Source organism: Paraburkholderia sp., from assembly GCF_050742655.1.
Classification (GTDB): domain Bacteria; phylum Pseudomonadota; class Gammaproteobacteria; order Burkholderiales; family Burkholderiaceae; genus Paraburkholderia.
On the sequence record NZ_JBOIGG010000015.1, the window covers coordinates 83,093 to 107,899 of the forward strand.

22 protein-coding genes and 2 tRNA genes are annotated in these 24,807 nt (G+C 65.4%); 16 read left to right on the forward strand and 8 right to left on the reverse strand.

What is annotated here, in order from left to right:
• Nucleotides 1–47 precede the first annotated feature (47 nt).
• Nucleotides 48–710, reverse strand: coding sequence for a LutC/YkgG family protein (locus tag ACREXZ_RS20850; protein WP_431766011.1), 663 nt, complete (start codon nt 708–710; stop codon nt 48–50).
• A gap of 119 nt (nt 711–829) precedes the next feature.
• Nucleotides 830–2,026, reverse strand: a complete 1,197-nt coding sequence (pncB, locus tag ACREXZ_RS20855; protein WP_431766012.1) for a nicotinate phosphoribosyltransferase — start codon at nt 2,024–2,026, stop codon at nt 830–832.
• 306 nt (nt 2,027–2,332) lie between these two features.
• On the opposite strand from pncB, the gene fdxA reads away from it, so the two are divergent.
• From fdxA to ACREXZ_RS20895, 8 genes are all read left to right on the forward strand, one after another.
• Nucleotides 2,333–2,656, forward strand: coding sequence for a ferredoxin FdxA (gene fdxA, locus ACREXZ_RS20860; protein ID WP_431766013.1), 324 nt, complete (start codon nt 2,333–2,335; stop codon nt 2,654–2,656).
• Between the two features lie 156 nt (nt 2,657–2,812).
• Nucleotides 2,813–2,888, forward strand: a tRNA-Asn gene (locus ACREXZ_RS20865).
• Between the two features lie 63 nt (nt 2,889–2,951).
• Nucleotides 2,952–3,027 (forward strand) — tRNA-Asn (locus ACREXZ_RS20870).
• 153 nt (nt 3,028–3,180) lie between these two features.
• The gene (locus tag ACREXZ_RS20875) at nt 3,181–3,660 is read left to right on the forward strand and encodes a CreA family protein (protein WP_431766014.1); all 480 of its coding nucleotides are present in this window, start codon (nt 3,181–3,183) and stop codon (nt 3,658–3,660) included.
• Between the two features lie 62 nt (nt 3,661–3,722).
• Nucleotides 3,723–4,550: an AraC family transcriptional regulator gene (locus ACREXZ_RS20880; RefSeq protein WP_431766015.1), complete on the forward strand. Its 828-nt coding sequence runs from the start codon at nt 3,723–3,725 to the stop codon at nt 4,548–4,550.
• Between the two features lie 63 nt (nt 4,551–4,613).
• The gene (locus tag ACREXZ_RS20885) at nt 4,614–5,381 is read left to right on the forward strand and encodes an AzlC family ABC transporter permease (protein WP_431766016.1); all 768 of its coding nucleotides are present in this window, start codon (nt 4,614–4,616) and stop codon (nt 5,379–5,381) included.
• Nucleotides 5,378–5,701: an AzlD domain-containing protein gene (locus ACREXZ_RS20890; RefSeq protein ID WP_431766017.1), complete on the forward strand. Its 324-nt coding sequence runs from the start codon at nt 5,378–5,380 to the stop codon at nt 5,699–5,701. The genes ACREXZ_RS20885 and ACREXZ_RS20890 overlap by 4 nt, the downstream gene beginning before the upstream one ends.
• A gap of 217 nt (nt 5,702–5,918) precedes the next feature.
• Nucleotides 5,919–6,677 (forward strand): DUF4088 family protein, encoded by a 759-nt coding sequence (locus ACREXZ_RS20895; RefSeq protein ID WP_431766018.1) that lies wholly within the window; start codon nt 5,919–5,921, stop codon nt 6,675–6,677.
• Between the two features lie 60 nt (nt 6,678–6,737).
• Here the strand turns inward: ACREXZ_RS20895 and ACREXZ_RS20900 are convergent, their stop codons facing one another.
• Nucleotides 6,738–8,918, reverse strand: coding sequence for an ATP-dependent helicase (locus ACREXZ_RS20900; RefSeq protein ID WP_431766019.1), 2,181 nt, complete (start codon nt 8,916–8,918; stop codon nt 6,738–6,740).
• A gap of 136 nt (nt 8,919–9,054) precedes the next feature.
• Between ACREXZ_RS20900 and ACREXZ_RS20905 the strand changes: the two genes are divergently transcribed.
• The 5 genes from ACREXZ_RS20905 to fumC all read left to right on the forward strand — a co-directional run bounded on the left by ACREXZ_RS20905 (nt 9,055) and on the right by fumC (nt 15,452).
• Complete coding sequence (locus ACREXZ_RS20905; protein ID WP_431766020.1) at nt 9,055–9,273, forward strand: RNA-binding S4 domain-containing protein; 219 nt, start codon at nt 9,055–9,057, stop codon at nt 9,271–9,273.
• Nucleotides 9,274–9,459: 186 nt separating this feature from the next.
• Entirely contained in the window at nt 9,460–10,890 is a 1,431-nt protein-coding gene (locus ACREXZ_RS20910) for an MATE family efflux transporter (RefSeq protein WP_431766021.1), read from the forward strand.
• A gap of 349 nt (nt 10,891–11,239) precedes the next feature.
• On the forward strand, nt 11,240–12,205 hold the full coding sequence (gene panS, locus ACREXZ_RS20915; protein WP_431766022.1) for a ketopantoate/pantoate/pantothenate transporter PanS: 966 nt from the start codon (nt 11,240–11,242) through the stop codon (nt 12,203–12,205).
• A gap of 234 nt (nt 12,206–12,439) precedes the next feature.
• Nucleotides 12,440–13,996: a phospholipase D family protein gene (locus ACREXZ_RS20920; protein ID WP_431766107.1), complete on the forward strand. Its 1,557-nt coding sequence runs from the start codon at nt 12,440–12,442 to the stop codon at nt 13,994–13,996.
• Between the two features lie 55 nt (nt 13,997–14,051).
• Nucleotides 14,052–15,452 carry a class II fumarate hydratase gene (gene fumC, locus ACREXZ_RS20925; protein ID WP_431766023.1) on the forward strand — a complete coding sequence of 467 codons (1,401 nt, stop codon included), beginning with the start codon at nt 14,052–14,054 and terminating at the stop codon, nt 15,450–15,452.
• A 46-nt stretch (nt 15,453–15,498) separates the two neighbouring features.
• Here the strand turns inward: fumC and ACREXZ_RS20930 are convergent, their stop codons facing one another.
• From ACREXZ_RS20930 to ACREXZ_RS20940, 3 genes are all read right to left on the reverse strand, one after another.
• The gene (locus ACREXZ_RS20930) at nt 15,499–16,002 is read right to left on the reverse strand and encodes an acyl-CoA thioesterase (RefSeq protein ID WP_431766024.1); all 504 of its coding nucleotides are present in this window, start codon (nt 16,000–16,002) and stop codon (nt 15,499–15,501) included.
• Nucleotides 16,003–16,082: 80 nt separating this feature from the next.
• Nucleotides 16,083–17,171: a GlxA family transcriptional regulator gene (locus tag ACREXZ_RS20935; protein ID WP_431766025.1), complete on the reverse strand. Its 1,089-nt coding sequence runs from the start codon at nt 17,169–17,171 to the stop codon at nt 16,083–16,085.
• Between the two features lie 177 nt (nt 17,172–17,348).
• A complete protein-coding gene (locus tag ACREXZ_RS20940) occupies nt 17,349–17,489 on the reverse strand; it encodes a hypothetical protein (protein WP_431766026.1) in 141 nt (46 codons plus the stop codon).
• A 166-nt stretch (nt 17,490–17,655) separates the two neighbouring features.
• Between ACREXZ_RS20940 and ACREXZ_RS20945 the strand changes: the two genes are divergently transcribed.
• Both ACREXZ_RS20945 and ACREXZ_RS20950 read left to right on the forward strand, forming a co-directional pair.
• A complete protein-coding gene (locus ACREXZ_RS20945) occupies nt 17,656–18,369 on the forward strand; it encodes an ArsR/SmtB family transcription factor (RefSeq protein ID WP_431766027.1) in 714 nt (237 codons plus the stop codon).
• A 181-nt stretch (nt 18,370–18,550) separates the two neighbouring features.
• Nucleotides 18,551–21,076, forward strand: a complete 2,526-nt coding sequence (locus tag ACREXZ_RS20950; RefSeq protein ID WP_431766028.1) for a DUF6600 domain-containing protein — start codon at nt 18,551–18,553, stop codon at nt 21,074–21,076.
• A gap of 66 nt (nt 21,077–21,142) precedes the next feature.
• On the opposite strand, the gene ACREXZ_RS20955 is transcribed toward ACREXZ_RS20950, so the two are convergent.
• Both ACREXZ_RS20955 and ACREXZ_RS20960 read right to left on the reverse strand, forming a co-directional pair.
• Nucleotides 21,143–22,114 (reverse strand): thymidylate synthase, encoded by a 972-nt coding sequence (locus tag ACREXZ_RS20955; protein ID WP_431766029.1) that lies wholly within the window; start codon nt 22,112–22,114, stop codon nt 21,143–21,145.
• Between the two features lie 218 nt (nt 22,115–22,332).
• Nucleotides 22,333–23,733, reverse strand: coding sequence for a sigma 54-interacting transcriptional regulator (locus ACREXZ_RS20960; protein WP_431766030.1), 1,401 nt, complete (start codon nt 23,731–23,733; stop codon nt 22,333–22,335).
• A gap of 531 nt (nt 23,734–24,264) precedes the next feature.
• Between ACREXZ_RS20960 and ACREXZ_RS20965 the strand changes: the two genes are divergently transcribed.
• A complete protein-coding gene (locus ACREXZ_RS20965) occupies nt 24,265–24,783 on the forward strand; it encodes a hypothetical protein (protein ID WP_431766031.1) in 519 nt (172 codons plus the stop codon).
• The last annotated feature ends 24 nt before the right edge of the window (nt 24,784–24,807 follow it).

The window sequence follows — 24,807 nt, forward strand, 5'->3', positions numbered from 1 at the left end:
AATGGGACTATTGGGACGAATGAAACCTGGCGATCGACACACGTGGCTCACACGCCACGGACGACGATCGCATGCACACGGTACGGACCGTGCGCGCCGAGGACGAGGGTCTGTTCGATATCGGCGGTCCGCGACGGACCCGACACGAAGTTGACCGCACGCGGCAATTCGCCGCGTTCGGCGCGGATCAGCGCGAACGCATCCTCGTGTCCGGCGACGATGCGCGACGCGGGCACGATCGCCACGTGTGTCTCGGGCAGAAGACCCGCGGACGCATAGGTCTGCGGCCCCGACAGCAGCACGGGCGTGCCGGTCTCGGCGGTTGCGCAGAAGCAGCCGGTGATGCCGACCTTGTCCGCATCGACCGGCTTGCGGAATTCCACTTCGAGCCCGGCGTCGGCCCACGCGAGATCCTGCAGCGTCTGCCACGCGATCGCGCGAACGGGTAGACCCAGACCCACGAGATAGCGCTGGGCGGCCGCGGGCACGTCGCGCATTGCGTCGACCAGATCGACTGTGGTCGACATCTTGCCGGCCTGTTCGACGAAGTGCGCCACGAGATCGTCCGGCATCGGCGGACGCGGGCCGTCGGGATGACGTGCGAGGTAATCGGCCGCCGCTTCGCGTTCGGCATCGGCCGGCTCGCCTTCACGCCCCTGCGCCGCGCGGATGCGCGCGAGGATGTTGCGGCGGGCAGTCGATGTGTCCATGGGCAAGTCCTTGTTCGATGAACATGTGCGGCAACCACGTGCGATGGCTGTCCGGATACCGCGCGAAATTATACCGGCGGCCCCGCACTCAATCCCGTCGCAAGGCCCTGTGCGAACCGCTACTGCGGCGCCTCTTCGGAAGGCTGCGGAATGCCGAACACCTGACGCAGGTACGCGAGATACGCCTTGTCGTCGCACATGTTCTTGCCCGGCGAATCGGACAGCTTCGCGACCGGCTGACCATTGCAGCGAACCATCTTGATCACGATCTGCAGCGGGTTATAACCGAGATCGTTGGTCAGGTTCGTGCCGACGCCGAACGCGAGCTTGCAGCGGTTGCGGAACCGCTCGTACAGTTGCAGCACCTTCGGAATGTCGAGCGCATCGGAAAACACGAGCACCTTCGTGCGCGGATCGCAGCGGTTGTCCTCGTAGTGCTTGAGCAGGCGCTCGCCCCAGTCGAACGGGTCGCCAGAATCGTGGCGCGCGCCGTCGAAGAGCTTGCAGAAATACATGTCGAAGTCGCGCAGGAACGCCTGCATTCCGTACACGTCCGACAGCGCGATGCCGAGGTCGCCGCGATATTCCTTCGCCCACATCTCGAAGCCGTAGATCTGCGAATCGCGCAGACGCGGCCCGAGCGCCTGACAGGCCTGCAGATACTCGTGCGCCATCGTGCCGAGCGGCGTGAGGCCGTGCTTCATCGCGTAGAACACGTTGCTCGTGCCGGTGAACTGCTCGCCGAGACCGTCCTTCAGCGAGAGGATCACCTCTTCGTGCCATTGCTTCGAGAAACGCCGGCGCGTGCCGTAGTCCGCGATCTTGCAGTCCGAGAATTCGGGCCGCGCGCCGAGCAGTTCGATCTTGTCGACGAGTCGTTCGCGCCCCTCGCCGTAATCCGGCTGCTGCTGCGTATTGCGGAAGTACACCTCGTTGACGATCGCGAGCACCGGAATCTCGAAGAGGATCGTATGCAGCCACGGTCCCTTGATGTCGATGTCGATCTCGCCGTTGTTCTTCGGCGAAGGCGTAATCGAGATGTACTTCTCGTTCAGATGGAACAGCGCGAGGAACTCGACGAAATCGCCCTTGATGAAGCGCATCCGGCGCAGGTAGTCGAGTTCGCCATCGGTGAAGCGGAGGTTGCAGAGCTGGCGCAACTCGTCGCGGATCTCGTCGATGTACGGCACGAGATCGACGTTCTTCGTGCGGCACCGGAACCGGTATTCGACGTTGGCCGCCGGGAAATGATGCAGGACCACCTGCATCATCGTGAACTTGTACAGATCCGTATCGAGCAGCGATGTGATGATCATGGTGTGCAGTGTGCAAACCGGTCTGCCTGACGCCGGCAGTCCCTGAAAAGACCTGGTTCGTTTCGACCCGCCCCTGCGCGCCGATCCGTTGCATGTTACCCGAATGCGGCACGCGACCGGCGCGGTGCGGCCCCCCGCGCCGCCCATAAACTAATCACCAATCGATATAAAACCGTGTCAGCCGTACGTGATAAGGGTTTGGTCGTTACGTTACAATACCGGTTTTGGCGTTTCGGCCGGCGTGTTTCGCCCGTAATTTTGCCGCGCCCGTTGCCTCCCCCGATATTGCATGCAGGAGTTGCCTGAATGACCCACGTTGTGACCGAAAGCTGCATTAAATGCCGCTATACCGACTGCGTCGACGTGTGCCCGGTGGACTGCTTTCGCGAAGGTCCCAACTTCCTCGCGATCGATCCCGACGAGTGCATCGACTGTGCCGTGTGCGTCGCCGAATGTCCGGTGAACGCGATCTATGCCGAAGAGGACGTGCCGGGCGACCAGCAGCAGTTCGTCGTGTTGAACGCCGACCTCGCGAAGGGCTGGCCGAGCATCACGAAGACCAAGGCGCCGCTGCCGGAAGCCGAAGAATTCAAGGACGTGAAGGACAAGCTCGAGCTTCTGCAGCGCTAAGAACTCATAACGCGCGCCCTTTCGCACGGCCCCGTCCCCGACGCGCGGCCACACTGGAAACTGCGCGGAAACTGCGTCGAGGCGCGCGTTGGGCAGCATTGGGTATTGACAGGCCCTGTAGCGCCCCCTACAATTTCGCTTCTTCGCTGTTGCTGTTCCTCGATAGCTCAGTTGGTAGAGCGCCGGACTGTTAATCCGTAGGTCCCTGGTTCGAGCCCAGGTCGAGGAGCCAAGAATCGCAAAGGCCCGTTAGCCATAACGGGCTTTTTTATGTCGTGAACCGTTGCATTGCTGTTCCTCGATAGCTCAGTTGGTAGAGCGCCGGACTGTTAATCCGTAGGTCCCTGGTTCGAGCCCAGGTCGAGGAGCCAACCGCTTCGAAAGCCCGCTGTCGTCAGCGGGTTTTTGTTTTTGCGCGTGGGCTTTCTTCGCGCTCCCGCGCGACAAGATCGACGGCATCGTCGCTGGGTTAGCATGAGCGCTCCTTCACCCCGATTCGCCGCGACCGCCGCGGTCCTCTCCTCATGCCATCGATCCCGTTTCGCGCGTCGCTCGCGGCTTGCGCCGCACTGCTTCTGCTGCCCTGTGCGCACAGCGAGGAGGTCGCGAGCGTCAACACCAACTTCCGTCTGACGGGCTCCGATCGCGTCGTCGTCGAAGCGTATGACGATCCGCTCGTGAACGGCATCACGTGCTATGTGTCGCGGGCGCGCACCGGCGGCATCAAGGGCACACTCGGCGTCGCCGAAGATCCGACCGAAGCGTCGATCGCGTGCCGTCAGGTCGGCGCGATCCATTTCACTGGCCCGCTCAAGCAGCAGTCCGACGTGTTCACCGAACGCATGTCGTTCGTGTTCAAGACGCTGCACGTCGTGCGCATCGTCGACGCGAAGCGCAACACGCTCGTCTATCTAACCTACAGCGACCGTATCGCCACCGGCAGCGCGAAGAACAGCGTGACGGCCGTACCGCTGCCCGCGGGCACCGTCATCCCGACGAAGTGAACAGACCCCTGCCGACCGTCACGCGGTCGCGCTAAACTGGCGTGACCTGCCGGATTGCCTTCATGACTGTCACCCGTTTCCGCGATTCCGTCCGCTACTGGCGCACGCCGCTTCTGCCCGGCGCGGAACTCGTCACCGCCGAGTATCGCGATCACGCGTTCCCGCCGCACTGGCACGAGGCCTATGCCGTACCGGTGATCGAAGCCGGTGCGGAGACCTACCGTTATCGCGGCGCGGACTACGTTGCCGAGGCCGGCACCGTGCCCGTCATCAATCCCGGCGAGTTGCACACCGGCTCGCGCGCAGTCGAAGCGGGCTGGCGCTATCGCGTGATGTATGTCCCGATCGACTTCATCCGCGATCTCGCGACCGAGGTCGCCGGGCGCGAGCAACCGCTGCCGTGGTTCGCGCCCGACGTAATCCGCGACCCGGATCTCTGGGATCGGGCACGCCGTGCCCATCGTCTGCTCGAAGACGACACTACGGATCCGCTCGCTGCCGAAGCCGCGCTGCTCGATGCGCTGTCGACGCTGCTCGTCCGCTATGCGCGCACGCGGCCGGTGTCGCCGATACGGATCGACGACCGTCGCGTCGCGACGATGAAGGACCGCCTCACCGCCGACCTCACCGCCCCGCTGAAACTCGCCGACCTCGCGACAACCGTCGACCTGTCGCCGTTTCACGCGGCGCGCCTCTTCACGCAGAGCACCGGTCTCGCGCCACACGCATGGCGCAACCAGATCCGTCTGCAGCGCGCGCTCGCGCCGTTGCGTGCAGGCGCATCGGTCGCCGACGTCGCGGTCGCACACGGCTTCACCGACCAGAGCCACTTCACGCGCCACTTCCGCCGGATGTTCGGCGTGCCGCCCGGCCGCTGGCAGGGCAACTGAGCCCACTGCAGATACAAAGCCAGACCGCAAGAACGTACAAGCCCGCCGTCCTCCCGCCCCGCTATGCTCGCCGGACAGGAGGATAGATTGACTCAGACCCGCCCCACTTACCGCTTTCGCGAATTCACCGCCGGCATGCGCGACACGGTGCCGATGCTCATCGGCGCCGCGCCGTTCGGCGTGATCTTCGGTACCCTGGTCACGTCGGGCCCGCTGCATCCATGGCACGGGCAACTGATGTCGCTCATCGTATTCGCCGGCTCCGCGCAGTTCATCGCGATCGGGCTGATCGCCGGCCACGCGAGCTTCGCCGTGATCTGGGCAACGACGCTGATCGTCAACCTGCGGCACGTGCTGTACAGCGCGACGCTCGCGCCGCATGTCGCGCATCTGTCGATGCGCTGGCGCTGGGCGCTCGGCGGCCTGCTGACCGACGAGGTCTTCGCCGTCGCGTGGGCGCACTACCGGCTGCACCCGCCCGGCTCCGTCGGACCGTATTACTTCTTCGGCTCCGGCCTGTCGATGTATCTGAACTGGCAGATCTGGACGCTCGCGGGACTCGTGTTCGGCGCCGCGTTTCCGGGCCTGCAATCGCTCGGCCTCGATTTTGCGATGGTCGCCACGTTCATCGCGATCGTCGTGCCGCAGCTTGTCGCGCTGCGCTACGTGGCGGCAGCGGTGACCGCCGGCGCGCTCGCGTTCTTCTGGCAGGACTGGCCGTACAAGCTCGGGCTGCTGGGCGCCGTATTCGTGGGCGTCACGGTCGGCGTGCTGCTGTCGCGGCCGGGTTTATGGCAGCGCCAGCAGCACCCCGCGGGAGCCGGCCAATGAACGACGTGCTCCTGATTCTCGGCATGGCGCTGATCACGTGGGTGATCCGCGCGGCGGTCTTCGTGCTCGGCGACCGCCTCGTGTTTCCGCCGCTCGTGCGCACCGCGCTCGGCTTCGTGCCGGTCACGGTGCTGACCGCGATCATCGTACCGATGGCGGTGTCGCCGCACGGCGCGCATGCCGAACTGACCTGGCGCAATCCGCAGCTGGTCGGCGCGCTCGCGGCGATCGGCGTCAGCGCCTGCACGCGCCGTCCGCTGCTGACGATCGCCGTCGGCCTCGCGGTGTTCTTCCTGTGGCAGGGCGTGGTGCTCCGGTGAGCATCGCGGCAACTGTCCACCGTCCGCCCTCAAGTTTTTTCGCGTCCCGCCGATAAGCAATCGTAGTCCGCCAGCCGGACCCGCATTTCTGCCGCGTCATCCAGATGCGGCGGAGAGCGCATTCCATCATGCCGGCATCGCCGATATCTGCGCGAGGCAACAGCGTGGACGTCGGCATGCAGCGATGCTGTGCACGGAAGACCATACGGGACAAGACATGGGGCAGATCACCCTTTCACTGAAGGACGAAACGATCGTTTCGCTGCGCAAGGATTTCGATGCTTTCCTGCGCGTATCGCTGAAGCTCGATCCGCAATTTGCGACGCCGTCGTTCGAAGATTTTCTGCGCGCGAAGCTGCTCGACAACATGGTGCCGCTGACCGAACACGCGGTGCAGCGGATGCTCGCCGGCGGCCAGTACGCGTGGGCGAAGCGCACGCTCGACAAGGAGTTTCCGGACGTCGTCGCGATCCTGATGCGGCAGGCCATCGAGTACGGCTTCGGCTTCGCGGTCCGCTCCGAATGGACGCCCGACGAACTCGCGAAGCAGTCGCGCAGCTGGGCACAGGCAATCGTCGAGGAAGCGGGCGGCGACGCACTGCTGATCGACCCGCTCGCTGCGCAGATCAAGTCCGCCGCACAGGACATCCAGGTGCTCGAGGAAACGATGCAGACGCCCGCGTGGCGGCTCGCCGAATCGCTGCGTCAGCGCGTGTACGAAGCAAAGGTGGCGTGCGAGACGAGCGTCGGCAGCGCCGCGCGCGAAAAGCTCGGCGAACTGCGCGGACTGCTGCGACTCGGCATCGCGCACGGCTCGTTCCAGAAGCAGGAAGCGCAGCAGATCATGGAGTACCTGCGTCTGCTGAAGCCCGAGATCTTCATCGAGGAACCGTACGACGTGTTCGCACGGCTCGCCAGCTGGCTGCGCAATTTCTTCACGCCGCCGCCACCGCGTGCGCAGCGGCCCACTCGCTGAGCTGTCGCACGGCGCGGTACACGGCGCGCGGTTCACGAAAAGCCCGCGCCGTGTGCACTGTTATTCCCACATCTTTCTAAGCTTCGTCGCGATCTCGAGCTTCGCCTGCGCGGCGGCCGCGAGGCCCGCCGCGGTCGGCACGGTCGGCGGCGCGACACGCGGCCATGCGTACGCGTCGAAATGCGGCAACAGACCGGCAGGAATAAAGCGTGTGCGCGACGCCCACACGTGACGGTCGCCGAGATGCGTCTGGTTGTGCACGTAAAAGCGCTGCGGCACGACGATATGCAGGTCTTCCTTTGCGCGCGTCATCGCGACGTAAAGAAGCCGCCGTTCCTCCTCGATCTCCTCGTCGCTGCCGGTGCCAAGATCGGATGGCAGGCAGCCGTCCACGCCATTCAGCACGAACACGTTGCGCCACTCCTGCCCTTTCGCCGAGTGGATCGTCGACAGGATCAGGTAGTCCTCGTCGCGCAGCGGATCGCCGGATTCGTCGCTGGTCGCATCGGGCGGATCGAGCGTGAGTTCGGTCAGAAAGCGTTCGCGCGACGCGTAGGTGCCCGCGATGCTTTCCATCTGCAGCAGATCCGCGTGACGAGCCGCCGCGTCTTCATGATTGCGTTCTAGATGCGGCTCATACCAGCGGCGGATCGTTTCGAACTCGGCGGGCCACGGCGTCTCACGGGCGCCCACCGCCGACATCAGCGCGACGAACGGTGCCCAGTCTTCGAGCGCGCGTGGCGGCGGCGCGAACGCGGCGAGTGCGGTGTGGGTGTGCGTGGCCGGAAGATGCACACCGGCTGCGGCATCCGCACTCGCGGCCACCTGATCGAGCACGCGCGCGGCCGTCGCCGGCCCAATGCCGGGCAACAGTTGCACGACGCGAAAACCCGCGACGCGGTCGCGCGGATTCTCGGCCCAGCGCAGCACGGCGAGCAGATCTTTCACGTGGATCGAATCGAGAAACTTCAAGCCGCCGAATTTCAGGAACGGGATGTTGCGCCGGGTCAGTTCGATCTCGAGCGCTGCACTGTGATCCGAGGCGCGAAACAGCACGGCCTGCGACTTCAGCGTCATACCGGCTTCGCGGGCGTCGAGAATCTGCTCGAGGACGTAGCGCGCCTGCGCCGCTTCGTCCTCGACGGTGACGAGCCGCGGCCGCTGCGCCGACGCCTTGTCGGACCACAGGTTCTTCGTGAAGCGCTCGCTCGCGAGCCCGATCACCGCGTTCGACGCGGCGAGGATCGGCTGCGTCGAACGGTAGTTGCGCTCGAGCGTCACCTGCTTCGCGGGCGGATCGAAATGCGCGGGGAAATCGAGGATGTTGCGCACCGTCGCACCGCGAAACGAATAGATGGACTGCGCGTCATCGCCGACCACCGTCAGGCCGCGGCCGTCCGGTTTCAGCGCGAGCAGGATCGACGCCTGCAGACGGTTGGTGTCCTGGTACTCGTCGACGAGCACGTGATCGAAACGGCCCGACAGGTCCGCGGCAAGCGACGGTTCGGCCGCGACGTACGACCAGTACAGCAGCAGGTCGTCGTAGTCGAGCACGCTCTGCTTCTGCTTCGCGTCCACATAGGCGGCGAACAGCACGCGCAGGTCCGCCTCCCATTCGCAGCACCACGGAAACGCGCGAGAAAGCACGTCCGCGAGCGAAGCGCCGGTGTTGACGACCCGCGAGTAGATCGCGAAGCAGGTGCCTTTCGACGGAAAGCGGCGCTCCTTCGCCGAGAAGCCCAGCTCATGCCGCACGAGATTCATCAGGTCGGCGGAATCTTCGCGGTCGTTGATCGTGAAGGCCGGCGACAGGCCGATCCGCTCCGCGTATTCGCGCAGCAGCCGCGCGCCGACGCTATGGAACGTACCCGACCACGTCAGACCCAGCGCCGTGCCTGCCCGCGTACTAAGCGCCGTACACGCGATGCGCGACGCGCGGCGCGTCATCTCCTGCGCGGCGCGGCGCGAGAACGTAAGCAGCAGGATGCGCCGCGGGTCCGCGCCCTTGACGATCAGATGCGCGACGCGGTGCGCGAGTGTGTTCGTCTTGCCCGACCCGGCACCCGCGATCACCAGCAGCGCGCTGGCGTCGCTGGCGTACTCGACTGCCTCACGCTGCGCGTCGTTGAGTTTCGCGAGCCAGGCGTCGGTATCGGGTACGGGTAGCGGGGAATCGGCGACGGAGAGCACGGTAGGCGTTAAGTGGAACGGTGGAAACGGTGAAAGCAGCACGTGACGCATACTGTATATCCATACAATCCATGGCGGCAAGTTCGCTGGCGTCTACCGCTCCTTAAACGAAAACGGCCCGGCCGCTTACTCGCGCCGGGCCAGTCTGGCTTATGATGCGAACCCCCTGCTTCGACCCGCACGCACCATGCCCAACCTTGACTTCACGCTGACCGGCGACTACGTCGAACTGCACAATCTCCTGAAGCTGACGGGCCTCGCCGACAGCGGCGGCTCCGCGAAGCAGCTGGTCGCGTCCGGCGAGGTGACGGTCGATGGCCAGGTCGAATCGCGCAAGACGTGCAAGATCCGCGCGGGCCAGGTCGTCCTGCTCGGCGATACGCGGATCGCCGTCCACGAAGCGTAAGCCGTTTCACCGCTTTTCTTCTCCTTTTCGCTGCAACCAGCCAAATCCGCACCAATTTTGTGCCTGTTGATCGACAACGGGGCGCGAAGGCAATAAGCTGTCTGCTTCCGCGGAATTGACAGATCAATGACGGCCCCACTTCTACAGAAGTGCGGCCGCTCCGCCGTTTACCAACCGATTCCACCCATGACCCACACCGGCCAATCCGATACGGGCCGCCCCACGTTTGTCCGCGCCAGCGCCCCGCCGCCGTCGCTGTCGCGCCATGCCGCCGACACCGCCCGCCTCGCGGCGCCGCTCGCAATCGCGCAGCTGTCGCAGATGGCAATGAGCGTCACCGACACCGTACTGCTCGGCTCGCTCGGCGCCGACGCGCTCGCGGCCGGCGGCCTCGGCGCCAACCTGTTCTTCACGGTAATCACGCTGCTGCAAGGCGTGCTGACGTCGGTCAGCGTCAGCGTGTCGCATGCGCGCGGCGCGCAGAACGAAGACCGCGTCCCGCACATCTACTGGACCGGCTTCGTGCTGTCACTGCTGCTGGCAATCCCGGCGTTCGCGCTGCTGTCGTTCGCGACGCCGATCCTGCTCGCGGTCGGCGAGCCGCCGCTGCTCGCGCATAACGTCGGCGAATACGCGGCGGTGCTGCGCTGGGCGTCGCCCGGCAGCCTGATCGGGATCGGGCTGATGCGTTCGTTCCTGCCCGCGATCGGTGCGGCAAAGCGGCTGCTGTGGGTCGCGCTCGGCGGCGTGTTCGTCAACGGCTTTCTGAACTACGGGCTGATCCACGGCGCGTGGGGACTGCCGCGCCTCGGCTTTCTCGGCTCCGCCACCGCGACGACGTTCACGGTCTGGGTTTCCGCGCTCGTGCTGATGGCGCTGCTGCATCTGCGGCCACGCTACCGTCGCTTCGTCGTCGCAAAACGGCCGAACGTGCCGCTGATGGGCGAGCTGTTCGGCATCGGCTGGCCGGTGGCGATCACCTATGGTGTCGAGACGACGCTGTTCCTCGCGACCGGCCTGATGGTCGGCGTGCTCGGCGAGTCGTCGCTTGCCGCGCATCAGATCGCGCTGAACGTCGCGTCGGTTGCGTTCATGGTGCCGCTGTCGATCGGCCAGGCCGCGAACGTGCGGGTCGGCTTCTGGGCCGGCGCGGGACAACCGCTCGCCGCGCGTCATGCGGGCTTCGTCGCGCTGGCGCTCGGCGTCGGCTTCATGATGCTGTCGGGCCTCGTGCTGATCGTCGCGCCGCACGCGATCGTCGGGCTGTATCTGCATCTCGACGACCCAGCCAACGCGAAGACGGTCCAGCTCGCGACGTCGCTGCTCGGCGTCGCGGCGCTGTTCCAGATCGTCGACGGCATGCAGACGGTCGGCTCAGGCTGTCTGCGCGGTCTGAAGGACACGCGCATTCCGATGCTCGCCGCGGCGTTCGGCTACTGGGGTATCGGGTTCCCGATTGGCTACACGCTCGCGTTCCATGCGGGCCTCGGCACGCGCGGACTGTGGTGGGGACTCGCCGCCGGACTCGCGAGCGTCGCGCTGTTGATGACGCTGCGTTTTCACCGGCTGAGCCTGCGCGGTCTGACGAAGCCCCCGCCATCTCAACCCGCGTCGTGAGCTAAGCAAAGCACGCATTGTTGGTTGGTGGGGACAAACGGTCGCGCTACGATGGAGCCGTCTTACTTTGACACTCCTCTGACAGGGTTTTAACCCGCGCACTGCGCGGGTTTCTTTTTTGCGCGGGTGGTTCTGTTGTTCTTGCCGTTCGCGCTTCTTCGTCTTCTTCCGTGTTACCTCCGCGCTCATGCACGCCGTTGCGCGTGTCTCACGTCGAGCAGACGGTAAAATGCGCGTCGCATGTCGTGCGCCTCACGAGGGCGCGCGTCGTCTCGCGGTCCGTCGATCGACGTCGCACCCATGCCTCACCACCCCTTCGAACACAAAACAGAATCAAGGACCACCTGTCATGCTTGCCCGGGTTACCCGTCTCTTTCCGCTGTGGGCCGTACTCGTGTCGCTCGCCGCGTACTTCTCTCCGGCTTCGGTCACCCCCATCGCGCCGCACGTCACCACGCTGCTCACGATCATCATGCTCGCGATGGGCGTCACGCTGTCCGTCGCCGATTTCCAGCGTGTCTTCACGCGGCCCGCACCGGTCGTCGCGGGCATCGTGCTGCACTACCTCGTGATGCCGCTCGCCGCCTGGGCGATCGCGAAGGCGCTGCGGATGCCGCCCGATCTCACCGCCGGCATGGTGCTCGTCGGCAGCGTCGCGAGCGGCACGGCATCGAACGTGATGATCTATCTGGCGCGCGGCGACGTCGCGCTGTCGGTGACGATCAGTGCGTTGTCGACGCTCGTCGGCGTGTTCGCGACGCCGTTGCTCACGCGTCTGTACGTCGACGCGTCGATCGTGGTCGACGTCCGCGGCATGCTGCTCAGCATCCTGCAGATCGTGGCGGTGCCGATCGCCGTCGGCCTCGCGATCAACCATCTGTTCAACCGCGTCGTGCGCGCGATCGAACCTGCGCTGCCGCTCATCTCGATGGTCGCGATCCTGCTGATCATCGCGGCGGTGGTCGGCGGCACGCAGAAGAGCATCGCATCGGTCGGGCTCGTCGTGATGCTCGGCGTCGTCCTGCATAACGGCATCGGCCTGCTCGGCGGCTACTGGGGCGGTCGTCTGCTCGGCTTCGATGAAGCCGTGTGCCGCACGCTCGCGATCGAAGTCGGCATGCAGAACTCGGGGCTCGCCGCGACGCTCGGCAAGTTGTACTTCACGCCGATCGCCGCGCTGCCCGGTGCGCTGTTCTCGGTATGGCACAACCTGTCGGGTTCGCTGCTCGCCGGCTACTGGGCGGGTCGTCCCGCAAAGGGGTCGACGCATTCCGCGCAGGCCGGCGTGCAATCGCTGGACAGCGGGCGCGGCTAATCCCCACCGCTGTCTTCGCCGCCCCGCCACGTTATTCCCCATTAGAATCGCTGATGCACCGCCCGGCCGACACCGCGCGATGCCTATGATGCCCATGACATCCGATCGTCAGTCGATCCATGCGGAGGACGCAGCGTGCCGGCGTATTCGAGCCACCTTCAGACGCAATCCAGCGCGCACTTATCGAGCCACGTCGCCGCGGCCCTGCGCATCGCGCTGCTGTGCGTGGCAACGATGTGGCTCGGTGCCTGCGCGACGCGTCCTCCGGCCACCGACCTCCCTCGCACCGAATCCCACGCGCTGCCGCCCGATACGCCGACGCCGCTCGCCAGTGCACTCGCCGCTCCCGAGCGAGCGCATCCGGGGCAATCGGGTTTCCGCGTGCTGTCGAACGGCACCGAAGCGCTGCAGATGCGCATCGCGCTCGCGCGTGCGGCGACCAGGACGCTCGACATGCAGTACTACATCGCGGACGAGGACACGACCGGCAAGCTGCTGCTCGGCGCGGCCCTCTATGCAGCCGATCGCGGCGTACGTGTGCGGATGCTGGTCGACGATCTGAACTTCAAGGACATCGACAGCGTGATGGCTGCGCTGAACTCGCACGACAACATCGAGATCCGCGTATTCAATCCGTTCGGCACGACGCATCGGAGCGTGTTCGAACGCACGACGAACCTGCTGACGAAGATCGACGGCTTCACGCGACGCATGCACAACAAGGCGATGATCGCGGACAACCAGCTGGCGATCGTCGGCGGCCGCAATCTCGGCGACGAATACTTCAGCGCCAGCCCGACGCTGCAGTTCCGCGACCTCGATGTGCTCGCGGCGGGTCCGATCACCCAGGACGTGTCGGCGAGCTTCGACCAGTTCTGGTCCAGCAGCAGTTCGTACCCGCTGCGCGCGCTGAACAAACAGAAGTTCGATCCGCAGCAACTCGATGCCGTGCGCGACCAGCTGCGCGCTCACTGGCGCGAAAACGCCGACCCGTACAACGCGAAGCCGTTGAACGCGACGCCGCTCGCATCGCAGATCGCGAACAACGCGTTGGGCCTCACGTGGGCGGCGGCCGAATTCAAGGCCGATACGCCGGACAAGATCGCCAAGCCCACCGACGATTACGTCAGCCCGCCGATGCAGCGTCTGATCGAATTGACGCACGACGCGCAGAAGGAATTCCTCGTGTTTTCACCGTATTTCGTACCGCACGACGCGGGCGTCAACGCGCTCGGTGTGCTGACGAAGCGCGGCGTGCGCGTTGCGATACTGACGAATTCGCTCGCCGCCACCGATGCAGTCGCCGTGCAGGCCGGCTACAGTCCGTACCGTGTACCGCTGCTGCGCAATGGCGTCGAACTGTACGAGTTCAGACCGGTCAGCGAACGCGCGAGCGTGGGTCTGACCGGCTCGAAGTCGAAGGCGAGTCTGCACGCGAAGGCCTATGTGATCGACCGCAAGATTCTCGTGATCGGCTCGATGAATCTCGATCCGCGGTCGGCGCACCTGAACACCGAACTCGCGCTCGTGATCCACAGCGAGCCGCTCGCGCAGCAGGTCGCCGCGCTGTTCGACCGCGCGACGCAGCCCGACATCAGCTACCACGTGACGCTCGCGACGCCCGACGAGATCGCACGACTGAAAGCAGGCAGCGCGACGACGTCGCCGCTCATCTGGACCGATCAGGAAGACGGCAGGACGCGCACCTATAACCTCGATCCGCAAGCGGGTTTCTACAGAAATCTGCTGACCGGGCTATTCTTGCTTCTACCTGTCGACGACCAGCTTTGACGGCGCGCGCACGCTTGCGCACGCCGCAATTCCATCCATCAAGTGGAGTGAAATCATGACCGAAGACGTACGACTGGAGCGCGACACGTTCGGCGAGATCGCCGTGCCGAACGCTCGCCTGTGGGGCGCGCAGACGCAGCGCTCGTTGCAGAATTTCCGCATCTCGTCGGAGAAGCAGTCGCCGGAACTGATCACCGCGCTCGCGGTGATCAAGCGCGCGGCCGCCGAGGTGAATCTCGGGCTCGGCGTGCTCGACGAACAGAAGGCGCACGCCATCGTGCAGGCCGCCGACGAAATCATCGCGGGCAAGCATCCCGACGAATTCCCGCTCGCGGTGTGGCAGACGGGATCCGGCACGCAGACCAACATGAACCTCAACGAGGTGATCGCGAACCGCGCGAGCGAACTGCTCGGCGGCGAGCGCGGCGAAGCGCGCAAGGTGCATCCGAATGACGACGTGAACCGCGGCCAGTCGTCGAACGATGTGTTCCCGACCGCGATGCACGTCGCCGCCGCGACCGGCATCGTCAAGCATCTGCTGCCCGCGCTGAAGACGCTGCGCGACACGCTCGACGGCAAGGCGAAGGCGTTCGCCGGGATCGTGAAGATCGGCCGCACGCACTTGCAGGACGCAACGCCGCTCACGCTCGGCCAGGAATTCTCCGGCTACGTCGCGCAGCTCGATCAGGGCATCCGTCATGTGGAATCGACGTTGCCGCATCTGTACGAACTCGCGCAGGGCGGCACGGCAGTCGGTACCGGTCTGAACGCGCATCCGAAGTTCGCGGCCGAAGTGGCAGGCGCGATCGGTAAGCTGACCGGCGTGCCGTTCGTCACCGCGCCGAACAAGTTCGAGGTGATGGCCGCAGCGGATGCGCTGGTGTTCGCGCACGGCGCGCTGAAAACCGTCGCGGCGAGCCTGAACAAGATCGCGAACGACATCCGCTGGCTCGCGAGCGGTCCGCGCTGCGGCCTGGGCGAACTGTCGATTCCCGAGAACGAGCCGGGCAGCTCGATCATGCCGGGCAAGGTCAACCCGACGCAGTCGGAAGCGCTGACGATGCTGTGCGCGCAGGTGTTCGGCAACGACGTCGCGGTGAACATCGGCGGCGCGAGCGGCAACTTCGAGCTGAACGTGTTCCGTCCGATGATCGCGCACAACGTGCTGCAGTCGATCCGCCTGCTCGCCGACGGCGCGCACAGCTTCAACGACAACTGCGCGGTGGGTATCGAGCCGAATCGCGATCGCATCGACACGCTGCTGAACGAATCGCTGATGCTTGTCACCGCGCTCAATCCGCACATCGGCTACGACAAGGCCGCGCAGATCGCGAAGAAGGCGCACAAGGAAGGCACGACGCTGAAGGCCGCCGCGCTCGCGCTCGGCCACGTGACGGAACAGCAGTTCGACGAATGGGTAAAGCCGGCCGACATGGTCGGCAACGTCAAGGTCTGACGAGCGCTACGCCGCCGTACTTTCGGGTACGGCGGCAGCAGGACTTCTACGCCTTGCCCTGGGCGACTTCGTCGGGCTTCAGTTCGACGATCGCGTCGAGCGCATCCTTCACATCCATCGCGTACTTCGCGAGCCGGTGCTGTTCGTCGGTTTCGGGCAGGAACGACGGCACCGGCACCGGATGACCGTTCTCGTTGACGGCCACCATCACGACGAGACAGTCGGTGGTCTGCATCAGTTCACCTCCCTTCGGATCGCCGGCCTGCACGGACACGTGGATGTGCATGCTGGTGCGCCCCGTCGAGACAACGCGGGCGCGCAGCTCCACCAGATTGCCGACCAGAATCGGCCGGCGAAAACGGATGTTGCCGACGCTCACCGTCACGCAGTAGCGGCCCGACCAGACGGCCGCGCATGCATACGCGGTCTCGTCGATCCACTTCATCAGCGCACCACCGTGCACCTTGCCGCCGAAATTGACCGAGGTCGGCTCGGCCAGAAAACGGAACGTGGTCTCGGATCGGTCGAGCGGCGCAGTGGGGGTACTCATGGGGACTCCGGTCGGACAGACGTAACGAAAGGAGCCGATTATACGAGCGCCATTAAGCGGCGGGGTCTGGAGGCGGGACGTCACGCATGCCGTGTCGACTCGAAGCGCTCCCGGTAATCGAGCGGCAGCACGCCGAAACCGCGGACGAACGCGCGCCGCAGATTCTGTTCGCTGCCGAATCCGCATTCAAGCGCGATCCGCTTCAGCGGCCGGCGCGACTCGGCGAGCGCGCGCGACGCCGCCTCGAGCCGTAACGCCGACACGGTCCGCGCGGGCGTGCGCCCCACCTGTTCGACGTAGCGTCGCGCGAACGTGCGCGGACTCATCCGCGCGCGCTCGGCGAGCCGCTCGACCGACAGGTCCTGGCGCAGGTTCGCGGCCATCCAGCCATGCAGTCCGTCGAACGCGCCGCCTGCGGATGTCTGCGCAGCCAATGCCGCGCTGAACTGCGCCTGGCCGCCCGGCCGTTTCATGAACACGACCAGTCGGCGCGCCGCGTGCATCGCGATCGCGTGGCCGAGGTCCTCCTCGATCAGCGCGAGCGCGAGATCGATGCCCGCCGTCACACCCGCCGACGTCCACACGCTGCGACCCGCGTCTGCATCGATGGTCTCGCGCACGAAGATCGGCGCGGCGTCGACGTTCACGCGCGGATAGCGCTGCGCAAGCAGTGCGGCGGAGCGCCAGTGGGTCGTCGCGCGCAAACCGTCGAGCAGCCCTGCCTCGGCGAGATAGAACGCACCGGTGCACACCGAGCAAACGCGGCGGGCCTGCGGCGCACGCCGCGCAATCCACGCCGTCAGCGCGGGCTGCAGCGCGCAACCCGCGCTGATCGGCACGCCTGGGACGATCAGCGTATCGATGGATTCGTTGTCGAGCGTGTCGAGTCGTTGCGTGACGATGGGCAGGCCCGGGAACGTCTGCAGCACGCCGCCGTCGATCGATGCGACCGTCAGGCGGTACGCGACAGGCGCACCGTCGCCCGACAGGTGCTCGCCCGCGAGCGCAAGTTCGGCGCGCCAGAACACCTCGAGCGGACCGCATGCATCGAGCAGCACGAGATCGGGCGCGACCGCGAAAACGATGTGGCGGACTGTGGACGTCGTGGCTTCGTCGGGGGTCTCGCGCGTGCGTTTTCTGGCTGATGTGTAGGCGGACGTGTTGCGCATCTATCGCCTCCGGAGGGAGATCGAAGAAACAACGCAAAGAGTCCCGTAACAGGGATGAGGAAACGACATCGGCTGACCTCGCGGCGGATAGATGATCCGCCATCGTCGCGCGAACGACGCTGGCAGAGAGGTCAATGATGCATCAATTTCCGCCAGCGCGAGATCGTGGCGACAGGACTATCGGCGCACCGAGACGCCTTCGTCGATCGTGCCGTACATCGTGAGGCTGCCGCCGCCCGCCCCCGACGACGTGCCGCCGCCCTGCGCGCACGCGGCGCACAGCAACACGACAGCAGCAAGGGCAACGAGCAGTTTCATGGCGGCGGTTCTACGGTTTTTGAGGGGTGAAAAACAATTCTAGCCTGGTGCCGTCTGGCGACGCAGAGCGAACACCCATCCGACACTTCAGACGACCCTGAAACATCGAATGCCGCACAAGGTTAAAGTAAAGACATCGCCGCCGTTCACGTTCAAGGAGACGCTTATGTCGACCGCCCTCACCGACCATCACAGCCATTTTCCGGGCCTCAGCCGGATCGGCGCGCTGCTGGCCGACCCCGGCCGCGCGGCGATGCTGTGGGCACTGATGGACGGCAGCGCACGCCCCGCCGGCGAACTCACGCTGATCGCGGGGCTGTCGCCGTCCGCGGCCAGTGCGCATCTCGCGCGTCTGACCGACGGCGGTCTGCTTGCGCTCGAAGTGCGCGGACGTCATCGCTACTTCAGGATCGCGTCGCCGGAAATCGCCGCGTCGATCGAAGCACTCGCGAGCGTCGCCGAAGCGACCGCGCCGCAGCGGACCGTGCCGCGTCCCGCACGCACAGTGCCCGTCGAGATGCGCTATGCGCGCACCTGCTACGACCACATGGCGGGCGAACTCGCCGTCAGCGTGTTCGAGCGGATGGTCGAACACGGCCTGCTCGCTCGTGACGGCGATTCGCTCGAAACGACGTCGGACGGCGCAGCGCATTTCGCCGGCTGGGGCATCGATATCGACAGCCAGCGCAGCCGGCGGCGCCGCTTCGCATGCACCTGTCCCGACTGGAGCGTCCGGCGTCCGCATCTGGGCGGCGCACTCGGTGCGGCGCTGCTCGATTCGTGGTCGACACGCGGCTGGATCGAACGCTCCCAGCAGCCGCGCATCCTGCGTGTCACGCCGGCCGGCCGCCGTCACTTCGACGCGTTTCTTGCACGCTGATCTCAGCGCGGTTACGGCTATGCTGCATTCGCACTTCGTTTGACTTACAACCCGCTCCGCAGACAATTTTTGTTACAGCCCCATCACGAGGACTTACAAATCAGCGTGCCTTGAAACAAGGGCCGAAGGTACAGTGGTTTCACACGGCGCCGCATTGCGCGGCGTCCGACGGAGAGACATCATGACTAACCACACCCAACGCCCATCACTGTCGAATTTTCGCCGCGTCATACGTCCTACACTGTTCGCCCTTGCGGTCCTCGCGCTCGCCGGCCAGTCGATTGTCCAGCCGGTTCTCGCGCAGGAAGCGCCGCCGCCCGATGCGGCAGCTCCCGCCAACGCGCAGCAGAATGTCGATCCCCCCAGCCGCGTCGCGCGGCTCAACTACACGAGCGGTGCGGTCACGACCGAGCCGGCCGGTGCCACCGACTGGTCGTATGCGCAGCTCAATCGTCCGCTCACTACTGGCGATCAACTGTGGAACGATCGCGGCGCGCGCTCGGAACTGCACATCGGTTCGACGGCCGTGCGCGTCGGCGACACGACGAGCCTCGACATCCTCAATCTCGACGATTCGTCCGCGCAGTTGAAGGTCACGCAAGGCACGCTGTCGACGCGTGTGCGTGAATTGCCGCCGGGCTCGAGCTACGAGATCGACACGCCGAACGTCGCGCTCGGCGTCAACGGCGCCGGCGACTATCGCGTCGACGTTGCGCCGGACGGCAGCAGCACGACCGTGACGGTGCGCGCAGGCAGCGCGACGGTCTACGGCGACGGTGGCCAGGTGCCGGTCGGCGCGGGCCAGCAGATCCGTTTCACGGGCACCAACCTGCAGCAGCTCGCCGACAATGGCGTGCCTGGCCCCGACGCATTCGATCAATGGGCCGCCTCGCGCGACGCCGCGGAAGACCGCTCGGTGTCCGCGCGCTACGTGTCGCGCGACATCCCCGGCTACCAGGATCTCGACGCGAATGGCGCGTGGCGCAGCAACCCGCAGTACGGCGAAGTCTGGGTGCCGAACGCGGAGCCCACGGGCTGGGCGCCGTATCACGACGGTCACTGGGTCTGGCAGGCACCGTGGGGCTGGACATGGGTCGACGACGCGCCGTGGGGTTTCGCACCGTATCACTACGGTCGCTGGGCTTACGTCGACGATTCGTGGGCGTGGGTGCCGGGGCCGGTCGTCGTGAGCGAGCCGCCGGTGTATGCGCCGGCGCTGGTCGCGTTCGTCGGCGGCGACAGCCACTTCAACTGGGGCGTGAGTCTCGCGATCGGCGGGATTGCAGCGGCAGGCGTCGCGTGGTTCCCGCTCGGTCCCGGCGAGCCGTGGCATCCGCGTTGGGGCGGCTGGAGTCCGCACTACTACGACCGTGTGAACCGCACGGTGGTCGTCAACAACATCAACCGCTCGGTGAACGTGACGAACATCACGAACATCCATAACACGTACATCAACTATCGCGCGCCGGGTGCACTGACCGCTGTGCCCGCTACCGCGTTCGTGCACGGGCAACCGGTCGGCCGCTTTGCGCAGAAGGTGAATCCGAATCAATGGCACAACGCGCAGATCAATCCGGGTGGCCCCGGCATCGCGCCGGTCCGCGGCAGCTTCGGCCCGGGCCTGCGCAACGCGAACTACCGGCCGCCTGCGGCTGCGGTGCAGCGGTCCGTCGTCGCGACGCGTAACCCGGGCATCCCCGCCGCGTACCACGATCAGCTTGCGCAGCGCTTCGCTCAGGGCACCGGCGGTCGCGTGCCGGGTGCGGGGCAACCGGTCGTGCGGACGTCGGTACCCGCGCATTTCGTCGGGTCGCCGCAGCAGCATGGCATCGCAGGGGTGCCTGCGCAGAACGTGAGGATCGTGCAGTCGCATGCGCCAGGACGGATGCCTGGTGAAGCGCCTGGCGCACCGGGTGCACCGCAGGTCGCCGGTCAGCGGCCGGGTGCTCCTGGCGCGGTGCCGGGTCAAGGTCCGGGTCAAGGCCGCGCACCTGCGCCGACACCGGCCGAAGCTCAGGCTCAGGCTCAGGCTCGCGGCGAGCATGGGCAGCCGCAGCCGCAGTCCCAACCGAATAACGGCGTGCCGCGTCCGCCGCAATTCGCTGCGCACGGTCCCGAAGGTAACGCGGGTGCTCACCCTGCGGCACCGGGACAACTTGGCGCATCGCATGAGCCCGCGTGGACGCAGCAGCATGCGCCGATGGCACAGCAGGCGCAGGCACAACCGCGTGCACCGGAACCCGGTAATCCGATGCGCGCGGAGCAGCAACCTGCACAGAATCGCAACGTGCCGGCCGAGCAGCACATGCCGCCGCGCGAACAGCCGCAGCAACAACCGCAGCAACAAGCGGCACGCGCCCCCGAAGCACGGCCTGCTGAACCGCAGCCGCGTCCGCAGGAGGTACGTCCGCAACCGCAGCCTCAGCCGATGCAGCCGCGTCAGGAGCCTCGTCCGCAGCAGGCGCAACAGCAGCCTCGGCCGGAGTTTCATCCGCAGCCGCAGGCTCAGCCGCGCCAGGAGTTTCATCCGCAGCCACAAGCTCAGCCGCGTCCAGAGTTTCATCCTCCGCAGCAGGCGCAGCAGCCGCGCCCTGAACCGCGTCCGCAACCTCGCCCACCCGAGCCTGCGCAGCAGCATCCGGCGCCGCATCAGGAGCATCCGGAGCAGCATGCAAGCGGTGGTCACGACGAGCGGCACAAAGGCTGACGTAGCTGTTTCACGTACAAAAAAACCCGCATTCGTGCGGGTTTTTTGTACGTCGCGCGAACCGGATCAGACGGCCATCGGCGCGGTCAACGGTTCGTGATGCCGGTAACCGACGAGCGAAAAATCGGCCGGCTCGATCTTCTCGAGCCACTCGGGTTCGTACACGCCGGTCTGCGCATAATCGGGCACACGATCGGCGATCGCAAGACGCGGGCTTTCGTACGGTTCGCGCGTGAGCTGACGCTGCAGCATGTCGAGCTGGTTCTCGTAGATGTGCGCGTCGCCGATGAAGTAGCTGAACCAGCGCGGCGTGTAGCCGGTCAGCCGTCCGACCAGATGTAGCAGCGCCGCGCCCTCGGTCAGATTGAACGGCGTACCGAGGCCGACGTCGTTGCTGCGGATGTACAGGCACAGCGAAATCTCGCGACGCGCCGCGTTCGGCAGGAACTGATAAAGCAGGTGACACGCGGGCAGCGCGATCTCCTCGAGCACAGCGGGGTTCCACGCATGAAACAAAATGCGCCGGTCGGCCGGGTTCTGCATGATCGTGTCGAGACACTGGCGCAACTGATCGACGGCCTTGTAGAGCAGCACCTTGGGCTCGCCCGCCTCTTCGAATGCGGTCACCGTGCGATAGCCGCGCGCCGTCGCGTCCGCGATCTGCGCAGAAGCGCCCGCGTCCAGCACCTTGTATGCGGGCCAGCGACGCCACTGCACACCGTACACGTCGCCGAGATCGTCCAGACCGAGACGATACGGATTCGAAAGCCACTGCGGATTATCGTTTGCGTTCGCGTCCCACACCTTGCAGCCGAGATCGCGGAAGTCCGCGGCGCTACGACTCGCGCGCAGAAACCCGACCAGTTCACCGATCGCCGACTTGAACGCTAGCTTCTTCGTCGTCAGCGCGGGGAAACCCTGCTGCAGATCGAAGCGCAGCATCGCGCCGGGCATGCTGATCGTGCGGATGCCGGTGCGATTTTCCTGCCACGAGCCGGTGTCGAGAATCGAGCGGACGAGGTCGAGGTATTGTTTCATGCGAGCTTCCTTCGGCCGGGCGCGAAGCGCCCACGGGATGGCGACAGTCTGACTGTCAAACCGTGATTTTACCAAGCGGGAGGAGGATGCGCCCGACGCGGCGCCGAATGCAGAACAAAGCGCAGAACAAAGCGAACCGCAGCGCGTGCGGCGACGGTGCGGACTTCGCGCGCGAATCTGTGACAGGCATCACGCACGGGCGTCCCGTGCACGGCCCGTCACAGATGCGGCACCGGCGTTTGCAGATCGCCGCTGTGCTGCACGAGCGGCTCGGCCTCGATGTGCCGCATGCCATGCGCGCACAGCAGGCGATACAGCGTGACACGCGAGATGCCAAGTTCCTGCGCGGCATCGCCGAGTCGTCCACGATGCCGCAGCAGCGCGAGTTCGATCGCTTGCCGCTCGGCCGCTTCGCGCGCCTGCGCGAGCGACACCGGCACGATCTCGACGTATTCCGAAAGCTCGAGATCGCGCGCGGTGATCGCGCGACCTTCGGACATCACGATCGCACGCCGGACACGATTGATCAGCTCGCGCACGTTGCCCGGCCAGCTGTAGTTATGCAGCGCGGCGATCGCATCGGGTGAGAAGCCGCGCAGCCGCCGGCTCGCATCTTTTCTGAAACGTTCGAGCATATGTCGCGCGAGCAGTTCGATGTCCTTGCCGCGCGCGCGCAGCGGCGGCTCGTCGATCTGCAGCACGCAGAGGCGGTGATACAGATCGGAACGGAAACGTCCTTCGATCATCGCGGCGGTCATATCGACGTGCGTCGCCGAAATGATGCGGACATCGACCGGAACCGAACCATGACCGCCGAGCCGCTCGACCTTGCGCTCCTGCAGGAAACGCAGCAGGCTCGCCTGGCTTTCGAGCGGCAGGTCGCCGATTTCATCGAGAAACAGCGTGCCGCCGTTGGCCGCTTCGACGCGTCCGATCTTGCGCTGGTTCGCGCCCGTGAATGCGCCGCGCTCGTAACCAAACAGTTCCGACTGCAGCAGATGCGGCGGAATCGCGCCGCAATTGATCGGCACGAACGGCGCATCGCGCCGCGACGAACGCTCGTGAATCGCGACCGCTGTCAATTCCTTACCGGTACCCGATTCGCCCGAGATGAACACGGGCGCATCGGTCATCGCGACCTTGCGGATCGAGCGAAACAGCGCAAGCATCGCGTCGCACGAACCGACCATTTCGCCTTCGGTGCCGCCCGGTGTCGTCGCGTCGTTCGATGCAGGTTCGCCGAGCGACACCATGCCGTACGCGTGGCCCACCGAATCGACGATACGGTCGCCCGAATACGGCACCGTCACATAGTCGAAACAGTAATCGCGCACGAGCCGACGCAGTGCTGCGTCCTGCAACTGACCAGCTGTGGTCGCGGCGACCCAGCCGACGTTCGGCATCGTGAGGCACGCTTCGAAAGCGGCGATTTCGTGCTGCTGGAAACGGCTCGTGAGATCGAGCAGGCCGCCCGCCGCCGTACCGGCGCGAACGGCACGCCGCACATCGCGTGCGGAACCGACGACTTCGACATGCCAGCCGCGGTCATGAAACTGGGTGTGCAACTCCACGCTCGGGTCGCGCGAAACATAAATTAATTGGCGCGTTGCGGGTTCCATTATTCAGATCCTTTCGTCAACGAACGTTTAGGATGACGGCACGTACCTGAACAGGTTTCAGACACGCTGATTCGCATCGGATTCGCGCGGCGCGAAAACCGAACGGCCACTCCATTCGTGCGAACAGCGGATCCCCGAAAAGCGGCGTGTGTGTATCGAGACGGCCCAACCGCGGGCGTTTTTAAAATGGAAGCTCTTTTCGAGAGCTTACTATACGCCCGCCGCTTCGAAAACACATATGCAAATTAAATGCGCGGTAACCCGCGCCACAACGCTGGCGCCCTTTGCCCGCCGGTCCGCGCAATCTAATTAAAAGTTTTCCACAGAGGTATTGCGGCAGCGTTTCCATCGTCGCGCAATAGCTAATTGTTTCTCCATCGGTATTTTCTGCCGCCCGTTTCAGCGCTGAAACGTTTTTTCCCATTTAACCTTTTCGCCCGTCTGCGAATCTCCGGCAAATCCAGACACATCAATGGATTGCGGCGCATGGCACATGTTTCGCTAAATGCCTCGCACCAACGGAGACACATCATGCGACTCGCTTTCCGCATCGACCTGAATACCGTCTTACTCCGCACCGCGCTGTATGCCGCGCTGACTGCCGGCGTGCTGCCCTCCGCCGTTTATGCACAGGACTTCGGCTTCGGTGGCGCGAGCGGTGCCGGCTTCTTTGCGATGAACGCGATGAATGCCGCGAGCGTATTGAGCGCGGCCTCAGTTGATGTGCCGGCAACGATTGCGGGTCTCGCCGGCGGACTGGCGAACAGCAATGCGCGCAATCCGTCTGGTGAAAGCGATTCCACTGCGGCAGCGTCGCTGCTCGGCGCCGCCGATGCTGCATCGATGAACGATATTGCGCTCGACGACCAGGTGCTGTCGCGCCAACGCGGCGGCGCCGCCGGAATGGTGATGGTCGCCGCGACGCCGCAGCTGACGCGCGGCAACTCGGTGACGCTGTGGGACGAAATCGCACCACCCGCGCCGCTGCCGATACCGGTCGACGCCGCGCGGACCGCGCAAGCCAACGTCGCGAGTTTCACGAGAAAGTAGTTCTGCTTGAGCAGCACACGAAAC

What these genes read in the sequence shown, in the direction of transcription:
- ACREXZ_RS20850 (WP_431766011.1), bottom strand. Translation starts at nt 710, where the DNA reads ATGGACACATCGACTGCCCGCCGCAACATCCTCGCGCGCATCCGCGCG.
- ACREXZ_RS20885 (WP_431766016.1), top strand. Translation starts at nt 4,614, where the DNA reads ATGCTCGCCGGACAGGAGGATAGATTGACTCAGACCCGCCCCACTTAC.
- ACREXZ_RS20905 (WP_431766020.1), top strand. Translation starts at nt 9,055, where the DNA reads ATGCCCAACCTTGACTTCACGCTGACCGGCGACTACGTCGAACTGCAC.
- ACREXZ_RS20900 (WP_431766019.1), bottom strand. Translation starts at nt 8,918, where the DNA reads ATGCGTCACGTGCTGCTTTCACCGTTTCCACCGTTCCACTTAACGCCT.
- ACREXZ_RS20880 (WP_431766015.1), top strand. Translation starts at nt 3,723, where the DNA reads ATGACTGTCACCCGTTTCCGCGATTCCGTCCGCTACTGGCGCACGCCG.
- panS (WP_431766022.1), top strand. Translation starts at nt 11,240, where the DNA reads ATGCTTGCCCGGGTTACCCGTCTCTTTCCGCTGTGGGCCGTACTCGTG.
- ACREXZ_RS20920 (WP_431766107.1), top strand. Translation starts at nt 12,440, where the DNA reads ATGTGGCTCGGTGCCTGCGCGACGCGTCCTCCGGCCACCGACCTCCCT.
- ACREXZ_RS20875 (WP_431766014.1), top strand. Translation starts at nt 3,181, where the DNA reads ATGCCATCGATCCCGTTTCGCGCGTCGCTCGCGGCTTGCGCCGCACTG.
- ACREXZ_RS20890 (WP_431766017.1), top strand. Translation starts at nt 5,378, where the DNA reads ATGAACGACGTGCTCCTGATTCTCGGCATGGCGCTGATCACGTGGGTG.
- pncB (WP_431766012.1), bottom strand. Translation starts at nt 2,026, where the DNA reads ATGATCATCACATCGCTGCTCGATACGGATCTGTACAAGTTCACGATG.
- ACREXZ_RS20910 (WP_431766021.1), top strand. Translation starts at nt 9,460, where the DNA reads ATGACCCACACCGGCCAATCCGATACGGGCCGCCCCACGTTTGTCCGC.
- ACREXZ_RS20955 (WP_431766029.1), bottom strand. Translation starts at nt 22,114, where the DNA reads ATGAAACAATACCTCGACCTCGTCCGCTCGATTCTCGACACCGGCTCG.
- ACREXZ_RS20930 (WP_431766024.1), bottom strand. Translation starts at nt 16,002, where the DNA reads ATGAGTACCCCCACTGCGCCGCTCGACCGATCCGAGACCACGTTCCGT.
- fumC (WP_431766023.1), top strand. Translation starts at nt 14,052, where the DNA reads ATGACCGAAGACGTACGACTGGAGCGCGACACGTTCGGCGAGATCGCC.
- ACREXZ_RS20945 (WP_431766027.1), top strand. Translation starts at nt 17,656, where the DNA reads ATGTCGACCGCCCTCACCGACCATCACAGCCATTTTCCGGGCCTCAGC.
- ACREXZ_RS20895 (WP_431766018.1), top strand. Translation starts at nt 5,919, where the DNA reads ATGGGGCAGATCACCCTTTCACTGAAGGACGAAACGATCGTTTCGCTG.
- ACREXZ_RS20960 (WP_431766030.1), bottom strand. Translation starts at nt 23,733, where the DNA reads ATGGAACCCGCAACGCGCCAATTAATTTATGTTTCGCGCGACCCGAGC.
- fdxA (WP_431766013.1), top strand. Translation starts at nt 2,333, where the DNA reads ATGACCCACGTTGTGACCGAAAGCTGCATTAAATGCCGCTATACCGAC.
- ACREXZ_RS20965 (WP_431766031.1), top strand. Translation starts at nt 24,265, where the DNA reads ATGCGACTCGCTTTCCGCATCGACCTGAATACCGTCTTACTCCGCACC.
- ACREXZ_RS20940 (WP_431766026.1), bottom strand. Translation starts at nt 17,489, where the DNA reads ATGAAACTGCTCGTTGCCCTTGCTGCTGTCGTGTTGCTGTGCGCCGCG.
- ACREXZ_RS20950 (WP_431766028.1), top strand. Translation starts at nt 18,551, where the DNA reads ATGACTAACCACACCCAACGCCCATCACTGTCGAATTTTCGCCGCGTC.
- ACREXZ_RS20935 (WP_431766025.1), bottom strand. Translation starts at nt 17,171, where the DNA reads ATGCGCAACACGTCCGCCTACACATCAGCCAGAAAACGCACGCGCGAG.